This is a genomic window from Chitinophaga sp. sic0106, assembly GCF_019219075.1.
Lineage (GTDB): Bacteria > Bacteroidota > Bacteroidia > Chitinophagales > Chitinophagaceae > Chitinophaga.
Window position 1 is genome coordinate 95,185 of sequence record NZ_JAHUWJ010000023.1, and the last position, 10,707, is coordinate 105,891.

Annotated in this window: 7 protein-coding genes; 3 read left to right on the plus strand and 4 right to left on the minus strand. The window is 46.9% G+C overall.

The genetic code is table 11. The features are described 5' to 3' along the window. Positions 1-40: 40 nt before the first annotated feature. The 4 genes from KW844_RS25310 to KW844_RS25325 form a co-directional block, all read right to left on the minus strand. The gene (locus tag KW844_RS25310; RefSeq protein WP_218379580.1) at positions 41-898 is read right to left on the minus strand and encodes an AraC family transcriptional regulator; all 858 of its coding nucleotides are present in this window, start codon (positions 896-898) and stop codon (positions 41-43) included. A gap of 1 nt (position 899) precedes the next feature. Beyond that, positions 900-1,373 carry an Lrp/AsnC family transcriptional regulator gene (locus KW844_RS25315; protein WP_255578624.1) on the minus strand — a complete coding sequence of 158 codons (474 nt, stop codon included), beginning with the start codon at positions 1,371-1,373 and terminating at the stop codon, positions 900-902. 179 nt (positions 1,374-1,552) lie between these two features. Further along, on the minus strand, positions 1,553-3,145 hold the full coding sequence (locus tag KW844_RS25320; protein WP_218379581.1) for an ATP-dependent DNA ligase: 1,593 nt from the start codon (positions 3,143-3,145) through the stop codon (positions 1,553-1,555). Between the two features lie 6 nt (positions 3,146-3,151). Continuing rightward, the gene (locus KW844_RS25325; RefSeq protein ID WP_218379582.1) at positions 3,152-4,150 is read right to left on the minus strand and encodes a ligase-associated DNA damage response exonuclease; all 999 of its coding nucleotides are present in this window, start codon (positions 4,148-4,150) and stop codon (positions 3,152-3,154) included. A gap of 78 nt (positions 4,151-4,228) precedes the next feature. Between KW844_RS25325 and KW844_RS25330 the strand changes: the two genes are divergently transcribed. The 3 genes from KW844_RS25330 to KW844_RS25340 form a co-directional block, all read left to right on the plus strand. Beyond that, the gene (locus tag KW844_RS25330; protein ID WP_218379583.1) at positions 4,229-5,287 is read left to right on the plus strand and encodes a hypothetical protein; all 1,059 of its coding nucleotides are present in this window, start codon (positions 4,229-4,231) and stop codon (positions 5,285-5,287) included. Between the two features lie 267 nt (positions 5,288-5,554). Continuing rightward, a complete protein-coding gene (locus KW844_RS25335) occupies positions 5,555-8,644 on the plus strand; it encodes an RHS repeat domain-containing protein (protein WP_218379584.1) in 3,090 nt (1,029 codons plus the stop codon). Between the two features lie 24 nt (positions 8,645-8,668). Next, positions 8,669-10,707, plus strand: a 2,039-nt coding sequence (locus KW844_RS25340; RefSeq protein WP_255578625.1) for a DUF6443 domain-containing protein, incomplete at its 3' end; no start/stop codon positions are given.

The window sequence follows — 10,707 nt, forward strand, 5'->3', positions numbered from 1 at the left end:
AAGGTAGCATGGCCGTAATGGTAGCGGTAGCGTGATCGGCTCAGATCATAACAGTTTTGGTACGTAGTGCCTGTGGGGTGGTGCCGTATTGTTTACGGAAGAGGGAAATAAAATGCGGTGTGTGTTCAAATCCGCATTCGAGGCTTATTTCAGTGATGTGCAGCTGTGAATTTAGCAGGAGGGTATGGGCGTATTTGAGTCGCTCAGCAGTAATCCATTGCCGCGGGCTGCTCTGGAAATGCTGTTGGAAGTCGCGCTTAAATGCGGCGAGACTTCTATGCGACAATTTAGCCAGCTCCGGTAAAGTGAGTGGCTCAAAGAGGTGATGTTTCACAACCCAGTCAATGTCAGGGGCGCTGCCACTGGCGATGTCATGGAGCAGTGCTGCTACCTGGTTTTTTTGTGGTGCTGCCAGCAGTAGCAGGAAAAGTTCGAAAACTTTGAGTGGCAGCAGTTCGGCAATGGTTGCCGGGGCGGTGGTAAAATACTGAAGGTATTGTTCCCGGAAGCTGTCTAACGCACCAGTAATAGGAATGACGAGGTTAGTGACGGATGGTGCGGCGGCCGGAAAATGAGCGCCGTATTTGTGGATAAACCTGCTAACCTGTTCATCGGTAAAATAGATGAGCAGACTTTTAAAATCGGTGCCGTCTTCCACGATGTCGGACAGGATGTGAAACCCTTTGCGGAGTATAAATACGGAGCCTGCAGCTACTTTGATAGCGCCATCGTTGGTGTGCAGTATTTTATAACCGTTGAGTACAAAAATGAGGGTATTTTCCTTGAGGAATACGCGTCGCTTTTCCGCCATGCGCCTTTGTTTGAGCATAGCGTAGTGCGTGTTGCCCACTTTCAGCAGTTGCTGACCGGGAAAGTCCTGTGGAAATTTAAGCAGCATATCAGTATACTACCTGGTGAGTAGCTTTGATTACAGAAATCACGAAAATGCTTTGTGTATGACTGAGGTTGTCGAGTTCGCCCAGTTTATTCACATAAAATTCGCGGTATTCGTCCATATCACGTACCTGCACTTTGATCATGAAGTCAAATTCACCGGAGATGTTGAGGCACTCGGTAATTTCATGGAAGTTGAGGATTTCCTGGATGAATTTTTTTCCGTATTTTTTGTTATGTTCTTTTAAGGTAATGTAAACCAGTACTGTTAATCCTTTACCAATTTTACTGGGGTCTACGATGGCGGCATATTGTTTAATAATCCCTGCCTGTTCCATTTTGCGGATGCGCTCATACACAGGCGTGGTGCTCATATTCAGCTGGGCAGCAATGTCGCGCATGGTCATCTTGGCATCTTGTTGCAAGAGGCGGAGAATGTTCATGTCCTTTTCATCCAATACCAGTTGTGTTGTTTCCAATTTTTTCCTGATTTAGTAAAAGAATAATGATTTTTATGGAATAAAAATCTACATAAAGATAAATATAAAGTAATTTATTCCAAAATTTGTTTTTTATTTAGTTTTATGTTCTGTAGCTGATGCTGCTGATATTTGAAGCGCTGGCCATTGCTGTACTGGCAATATATCAGCGCAGGCATTCAGCCCTGGTGCAGGGCGAGTAATTTCTTCATATCGTCGAGGGTGTTGATTTCCGAAACCGGTTTATCCTTGCGCCAGCGGGCGATGCGTGGGAAACGCAGCGCTATACCTGATTTATGCCGGTTGGAAGCGGCAATGCCTTCAAATGCAATTTCAAATACCTGCAAGGGTTCTACGGTACGTACCGGCCCAAATTTTTCCAGGGAATGTTTTTTAATCCAGTTGTCTACTTCCGCAATTTCTTTATCTGTTAAGCCAGAATAAGCTTTGGCAAAAGGTACGAGGTTGTCCCCGTCCCGTACCGCGAAGGTATAATCCGTATACAGGTTAGACCTGCGGCCATGGCCTTTTTGCGCGTATAACATTACGGCATCCACTGTAAACGGATCTATCTTCCACTTCCACCAGTCGCCCCGTTTGCGGCCAACCTGATAAGGTGCTGCCAGCTTTTTCAGCATCACACCTTCGCTTACATGGGCACGTGCTTCCTCGCGCAGCGCAGCCAGCTGTTGCCACTCCTGGAAATTAATCACGGGTGAAAGTTGTAGCATGGGTTGTTGTACTTGTTGCACCAGGGCTTCCAACAATGCCCTGCGCCGGGATAATGGATAGTCGCGGATATCTGCGGCTTCCCATTCCAACAGGTCATACGCCAGAAAAGCTACCGGCGCATCCTGCAGTTGTTTTTTGGTGATAGTTTTACGACCGATGCGTGTCTGCAATGTTTGAAAGGGCAGTGGGGTATTATTCGCGTAGGTTAATATCTCCCCATCCAATACTACCCCATCCGGCAGTGCATTGGTAAGCGGTTGGTATTCCGGAAATTTTTCGGTGATCAGTTCCTCCCCGCGTGACCATACGAAGAGCTTACCTTCTCTCTTTATGATCTGTCCGCGGATGCCGTCCCATTTCCATTCTGCCTGCCATTCTTCCGGTGAGCCCAGCTCTTCTGGCGGGGTTTCCAGCGGGTAGGCCAGGTAAAAGGGATAAGGCCGCGAGGCATCGGCGCCGGTGGTATGCAGGTGCAGTAAGTCATCAATGGTGGCCTCTCTGGGGTCCCAGCTGCCAATGATCATGTGGGATAGTGTAGCGGGTGGGATGTCCCAGGTTTTAGCCATGGCGTTTACCATCATTTTCTGGGACACGCCTATACGAAATCCGCCGGTGATCAGTTTATTAAATACAAAACGTTCACTTTCATCCAGCGAGGTCCAGGCATTTTTGATGAACTGTTCTTTGGTGGCTTCTCCGGCCTTATCCAGTTGCAGCAGCTGTTCCATCCAATAATGCAGCGGAGCGGCTTTCCGGTCCGTGGGTGCGGGCAACAGGAGTGCAATGGTTTCTGCCAGATCCCCAACGGTGTGATAACTTTCGTCAAACAACCATTCAGGCAGCCCCGTTAGCTGGATACACCAGTTTTTAAGCTGCGTGGTGTTTACAGTACGCTTAGGTCTCCTGCCTGTAAACAGCGCCAGCACCCACGTTTTATCACGGCCCGGTGCTGTAGCGAAGTACTCACTGAGGGCGGCCAGCTTTTCGTTGGTTTTGGTACTGTTACTGATTACCTGCACTAATTTTGCGAACTGCTGCATATGGTTCTAGTTATTAACAATATTTCCGTTTTCTTCTTCGCCATAGGCGGTCACTACTTCTTCCGCGGGGATGCCCTGCTCGTTGAGGTAACGGGCAAATACGCTGCTGAAGCCATGGGTAACGTATACTTTTTGTGCGCCGGTGGCCTTCACGGCTGACAGGAGCCCGGGCCAGTCGGCATGGTCCGACAGCGCAAATCCTGCGTCCGCATTTTGCCGGCGCATATTCCCCCGTACCGTCATCCAGCCACTACAGATGCCGAGCGCATATGGACTGAATTTTTTCATCCAGCTCACGTCTGCGGAGGGAGGTGCAATAATGATGCTATTGGGGAAGGCGCTCTTGGGTGTATCCGGGGTGATATGCTCTATGGCTGGTAGTTTCCAGCCATTTTGTACCAGGGTTTCGTGGGTATTGGCAATGGCACCATGCACCAGGAATTTCTCCGTTTTGTGCTGCAAATGCTGCATCACGCGTTGGGCCTTCCCCAGGCTGTATGCCAGCAATACGCTGGCTTTGGCCGATTGACGGTTATCATCTACCCACTGGCCTATACCGGCAAAAATTTCATCCTGGGGGGCCCACTTGTAAATGGGAAGGCCAAAGGTAGATTCTGTGATAAACGTATGGCATTTCACAGGTTCGAATGGGACCGACAGCCCATCATTTTCCAGTTTATAATCGCCGCTCACTACCCATACTTCTCCGTCTTTTTCCACACGGATCTGTGCAGAGCCAATGATATGGCCGGCAGGATGCAGGGAGACTTTAACGCCATTGAAGTAGACCGCCTCGTTGTAGGCAACGCCCTGTACGTTGATATCCTGTCCCAGACGTAATTTTAGCAATGGCACAGTGGCGTGCTCACATAAATAATAGCGGGAACCAAACCGGGCATGATCCGAATGGGCATGGGTGATAACCGCTCGGGTAACGGGTTTCCACGGGTCAATATAAAAATCACCCGCAGCGCAGTAGAGGCCGCTGTTGGTAAATGTGATCATACCTGAATTTACTTAAAAAGATGCAGGTTGCCAGAAAAGTTGTTTGTATATACCTTTGCGTGGTTACAAACAAAAGATATGAGTCAATTTCCGCATATAAACCTGCCGTTAAAAGCTAAGCTGACCTTTACTGCCAACCCGGTAAACGTAGTACCGATACCGGGTGGAGAGATCCTGATGAACTTCGCCAGCCAGCCATTGATTACTAAGTTGAACAGTAATCTGGAGATTGTTTGGGAAAAAATTATGCAGGGACAGAATGCCAATTATGTGAGCAGCAAACTATCGGCTTCCCCTGACGGGCGACTGATTGCCATTGCCGGTATGACGGACATGCGCATCCTCAACGCTGATGGAACGCAACTCCTCCATACAGTGGAACATGGCTCCTGGGGCTGGTTTCTGGGGGCTGCCTGTTATTTTTCGGCAGATAATAAAACTATCTGGTATGTATTGCCGGGTGATGAAAATGAAACCGATGAATTACAGGTTATGGACGCGCAATCCTTTACGGTAATAGCCTCCTACCCGCTGTTAGAAAGTCAGCAGCATGCATACACTTTCCACGCTACACCTGATGTATCCACCATTTTGCTGGAGGCCTCCGCAGGTCAGGAGCAATCCACCCTCATGCAGCTGCAACTCAACGATGGCGTGATTAAGCTGACAGAGCTGGGCCAGTGTGAAAATGTGATCATGGGTAACTTTGCTCCTTCCGGGAAAGAGTTTGTTATGGCTCCTCATTATGAAGGGCCGGTAGAAATATTCTCCTTCCCTGCGATAGAGAAAGTGGCTGAACAGGACCAGGAGTCTATCTTTGCCGGCAGTGTTGATTTTCCTGCGGCAGAACCGGACAATATTAACTTCACGGTATATTTTATAGATGAGCAAAATCTGCTGGTGGTTTCCCAGTTTGGGCGTTTACTCCTGCTCGACAGAACTTCATTGCTGGTAAAGGGAGAGGTGATGCCGGAAGGTATTGTGTTTACGGCGTATGATATGGAAGGCAATCCTACCACTAACAGAGATAAAATTTATGATTACAGCAGTAATGTGATCAACGTGATGATGGTACATGGTAAGCTGTTGCTGACAACAGCTGAAGGGGAGTTGAGGAGTTATGAACTGCCGGTGTAGGACGTAATTATTATTTTTTTAATACCCTTGAAAAGCCTTGTCTTTTCAAGGGTATTTTTTGTACTTATCAAGCATAATGACTGCAAAATAATAGCAGTGAACGATCTTAAAATAGCCAGGTGATTTAGCATTATCGAATTAAGCCCCTTACCTATGAGCAAGTTGCCGGTTATTATTTTATTATTGATATGTATTCGTATTCACTCCAGTGCCCAGTATCAGGATAATGTATTAAGACCCAAACCCATCCCTCCGAATACGGCGGCCATGTTTAAAGTGCTTGAAAGGCCTATTGGTACTTTTACAGGCACCATTCCAATTAATTTCCCGTTGTTTTCTGTGTCCAGTGGGCGGTTGAGTGCGGATGTAGGGTTGAGTTATAATAGTACAGGCGGTTTGAAAGTAGAAGAACTGGCAAGTTGTGTAGGGTTGGGTTTTAATCTGAATGACGGTGCGGGTAGAATAACCAGGATCATTAACGGTGCTCCGGATGAATCTCCACAGGGGATGATCAACAATGCATACGCAAAGCCTTCCACTTTTCATATTAGTGATGTGGCGCAGATGTGGGCGCTGGGATACGGTCTGCTGGATTTGGAACCGGACATTTACCTGTATAATTTTCATGGCAGGACTGGCAGGTTCCAGGTACGGGAAAACGGTCAGATTGTGTTAATGTCTAACGACCCTATAAAAATTAGTTATGTATTAACCGGTGCTGAATTTGGTGCCTTAAGTTATGCCCAGTGGATTATTACGGATGAAAAGGGGAATACCTATTACTTCGGAAAAACGAAATCCGGTGGTGGTGGCAGCGCCTTTAAAATGAGTGCGGGTACTAATTACGGGCCTGATGGAACCGTTCCTACAGTTGACAGCTGGTATTTATCTGAAGTTTATGATGCCAATGAAGAAAATAGTCTGAAGTATACTTATATCTCAGCATTAGGTGGAAATGTCACATTAGAGGGCTTTGCCATGCCTGTAAGTACAGGAGGGGGAAGGGATTGCCGGGCTATCAGTACTTTTTCCGGGGGAGTCTATGCTACTTCCGGAGCGGCGGAAATGCTGGTGTCAAGGATAGACGGTAACAGCGGATATGCAACCTTTACAACTGCCAATGATCTTTCGGGGCGTCCCCGTTTATATACTATCAACCGATATGATACCTGGGGGAATCTTCAGGGCTGGTACCGGTTAAACTATGGCGAAGACTACGCTGGCAACAGGGGGCGTCTGGTTTCATTTTCGCAGTTTGGTGCTTCAGGTACAGACAGCCTTACTCATTCTTTTGATTATTACCCGGGTGGACCTCCAGCGCCCGGATCTATGGCGATGGATATCTGGGGGTTTTACAATGGGAATCTTGGGTCATTGTTTCCAAATGTAGCAATTACAGATGGGTTGGGAGATGCTTATTATGATGGTTATGGGAATCGCACTGCTTCCAGTTTTTACGCTATGCAGGGAGTACTTAACCAGATTACTTATCCTACCGGAGGCAGTCGTACAATTGAGTATGAAGGTAATACGGCCGTACCTTCCGGCGATTTTTTCCAATACCATATTAACGCCGTTAGTACCAATTATCAGCAATTTTCAGAAGCGGTATCTGATTTCCAGCTGTTCGGATATCCCGCAGCCAGCCGCTTCTTTACAGTAAATACCCACCACGGCATCACGCGGTTTAATTTTGATTTTTCTTATTATTCTTTTGGTTGTGGTTACAACGTAAAGATTATGATTCCGGCCTATCCGGGAGATTTATATGGAGGGGCCGAGATTGCCTCCCTACAGGATGTTCAATCCGGGTCCTTTTTGCTTAAGAATGGCAATTATCGTATAGATGTATTTATTGCGGACTTTGCCACCTGTGGGCCTAACCAGCTTAATTGTACGTGGCCGGAAGGTACAGCACTGTCTGAGTATCCGGTTGGTGGCATACGCGTAAAAAGTGTGACGGATTATGATCCTGTATCCGGTAAAAGTTATACCACTTCCTATAGCTATCAAAAATACGCTTCAGACTCAACACGTACGAGTGGAGTACTCAGCTGTCCGGTAGATATTACGGCCATTGAGAACACCAATGATTGTTATTGTTCCTATCGCAAAATATTTAGTCGCAGCGCATATCCACTGGCTGCTGAAGGAGGCTCCTATGTGGTATATACCGAAGTTAGAACTACTGAGTCCGGAAATGGGTGGAGGGATCAGTTGTTTAGTTATGTGCCTGATTTTATTACGTATGCCTTTCCCTTAACACCACCTGCGGACTATGCATTCAGCAGGGGGAGTTTACTGGAAGATAAGGTATATGATCAGAGTGGTAAGCTGCTTAAAAAATCGGTAAATGATTATTACTGGAAAAGCTTCGGCGGGCAACTCGGACTTAGAGTAAAGCCTTATTGGGGCTTTTCGAGAGATGATATTGACGGATTATACTGGTCGGATACAAGGCCGGAAGCAGCACCGATTTGCCAGGATTTAGTACGGGACTGTATAGCTGATATGGCAGTTGTATCTGAATATGCTACCTCCGGAGGCTATGCGCTTCCCGGAACTTCTATAGACTCTGTATTTGCAGATAATGGAACTTATGTAACTAAAACGGTGCGCGAGTATTATGAGCGGGGGAGCGCGCTGATACCTAAAATTACCAGAACGTTTGTAAATGGTAATCAATCGCGGGAGCAAACGTATAAATATAGTTTCACACCGGATATTGATTTTAGCCTGGGGCTAACTACTGCTGAAGTAACCATGAAAAATCTGTTGCTGAATAAGAATATCCTTGCGCTGCTCGAAATTGCCGATTCTGTGAAAACGGCTGGGGTTAGCCCTGTTTATGTAGGTGCGGCGAAATATAATTTCAATAACACAGGTAGTAAGATTTATCAGACCAAATTCCGTACTTACCGCAATTCTTCAGACGCAGCGGTAGAAACCAATTTCAACAGTTATGATGCGTATGGCAACATTCAGGAAGCGGCCAGGGCAAACGATGCCAATGATGTATACCTATGGGGGTATAAGGGAGTGTATCCGGTGGTGAAAGTAACAGGCAGTAACCTGGCAACAGTTGCAGGATTTGTTAACGCCTCAGTACTGGACCAGCCGCCGGGTGATGCGGCATTAAGAACGGAATTGCAGAAGATCAGAACAGGTTTGGCTGGCAGCAATGCACTGGTTACCACCTTTACTTACTCCACCATAAGTGGTGCTATGACTTCTATGACTACACCCGATGGTAAAACTGAATATTATGAGTATGATGCCTTCGGGCGATTACTGCAGGTCAGGGATGAGAATGGGAATGTGCTGAGAAGAAACAGCTACCAAATTAAAAGGCAATAATCAGTTCCTTATTTATTTTCTGCTATGAGATACTTTATTCTCCTTATATCCTTGTTGTTTGTACAGGTGGTAAACGCACAAAATGTGCCTGTACAACCAGGAGTGCCCGCTGCGAATCCAACAGCACTTCCATCTGCATATATTGCCGGTCCGGTAAATTACATACGTAGGTGGACTGCCAATATGATTACTACTGATGGCGAGGTGGTAAGTGCCGGCTCCAGAACTCCTGCTGAAGTACAGCAAACTACTCAATATTTTGATGGGCTGGGGCGGCCAGTCCAAACGGTGGTAAAAGGTATCAGTCCTGCGGGGCGTGATCTGGTAACCCCGGTGGTGTATGATTCCTATGGGCGGGTTCAATTTGAATATCTTCCTTATACACAACTTTATGGAAATACCAGTGATGGTCTTTTTAAGTCGCAGCCGTTTACTGTCCAACAGTCGTTTTACCAGGATACCGCGAACTATGCAGGATCTTCTATACAGTCCATATTTTATTCACAGCAGGCGTATGAGGCATCTCCTTTGAACCGGGTGCTGAAAACATGGGCACCGGGCAATGGCTGGTCTGTGGCAGGAGGTGGCCATCCGGTGGCGAAACAATATTTAACCAATACACTGGCGGATTCTGTAGTGAACTGGCAACAGCCTGCATCCGGACTGCCTTTATTCAATGGTGTTTATAATACAGGTGAGCTACTAAAAGATGTAACTATTGATGAAAATGGTGCACAGGTAGTAGTTTTTACTGACAAGGAGAATCATGTGCTGCTCCGGAAGGTGCAGGTGGATGGGGCGCCTGCTCCTGGTCATGGTGGCTGGCTCTGTACCTATTATGTGTATGATATAAGAGGGAATTTGCGGTTTGTAATGCCTCCCAAAGCAGTTGCGCTAATGGGTAATACCTGGAATCCGGCTACCGTTGCGGCGGGTTTGTGCTTTCAATACCGCTTTGATGGCCGTGACAGGTTAGTGGTTAAAAAGCTGCCAGACGCGGATTCCCTGGAGATGGTATATGATAATCGTGACAGGCTTGCTTTTTCGAGGGATGGTAGTCAAAAACAGGCTGGGGTATGGATGGCGACTTTTTATGATGATATTAACCGGCCTGTTATGACCGGTATTTATATCAGTAGTAATAGCAGGGAGACGTTACAGGCAGCTATGAATAGTGCTGCTGGTAGTCAAACTTTCACTAACTCGGTGCCGGCACCTGATGTACTGACGGTAGCGCATCACGATGGGAGAAATCAATATATTGGCAGACAGGCAGTAGTAATTGAAGATGGGTTTGATACCGGCACCTCTGAAACAGAAATAGTTGCAGATGCTGGCGCTATCACTACATCCGTAACTTCAACTGTAACCAATACGCTGCCGGGCATCACCAGTGCTGATATTACCCCGCTTACCTATACCTGGTATGGAGCCTATGATTTTCCTGGAGCCATCACTTTTCAATCTGCGGATACGGGTAAATTATCGGCAGGGCTAAACCCTTATGCTTTACGTGGTGTGGCGCCTTCCACCAAAACAAAGGGACTGGTAACAGGCACAAGGACTAAAATCCTGGGTACTGCGGATGGCTGGATTACCTCCACCATCTACTATGATGATAAAGGGCGGCAAATACAGACATGTAGCAATAATATTACCGGTGGCGTTGATGCGGTCAGTAATTTATATGACTTTTCCGGTAAACTGCTGGCTACCTATCACAGACAAACTAACCTGCTAAGTGGCACTACCCCACAGTTTACCGCGCTTACCACCATGCATTACGATCATGCAGGCAGGCTGGATGAAATAAAGCAAAAAGTGAACGATCAGGATAGTTTAGTGCGCACTATTGTGGCATCCACTTTTGATGAATTGGGTCGTGTAAAATCCAGGCGGATTGGTGTGAAACCAGCCGGAGGGCAAATGGAAACGCAGCAAAATACCTATAACCTGGCAGGCTGGCAAACAAGCGTTAATGCAAACTATGTAAATAATGGTGGTAGCACCGGAAACTGGTTTGGCGAGGTACTCAGCTATGATACAGGTTTTACGCAGTCACA

Coding starts and splice junctions, on each gene's coding strand:
- KW844_RS25310 (WP_218379580.1), bottom strand. CDS start 898: ATGCTGCTTAAATTTCCACAGGACTTTCCCGGTCAGCAACTGCTGAAA.
- KW844_RS25320 (WP_218379581.1), bottom strand. CDS start 3,145: ATGCAGCAGTTCGCAAAATTAGTGCAGGTAATCAGTAACAGTACCAAA.
- KW844_RS25325 (WP_218379582.1), bottom strand. CDS start 4,150: ATGATCACATTTACCAACAGCGGCCTCTACTGCGCTGCGGGTGATTTT.
- KW844_RS25330 (WP_218379583.1), top strand. CDS start 4,229: ATGAGTCAATTTCCGCATATAAACCTGCCGTTAAAAGCTAAGCTGACC.
- KW844_RS25335 (WP_218379584.1), top strand. CDS start 5,555: ATGTTTAAAGTGCTTGAAAGGCCTATTGGTACTTTTACAGGCACCATT.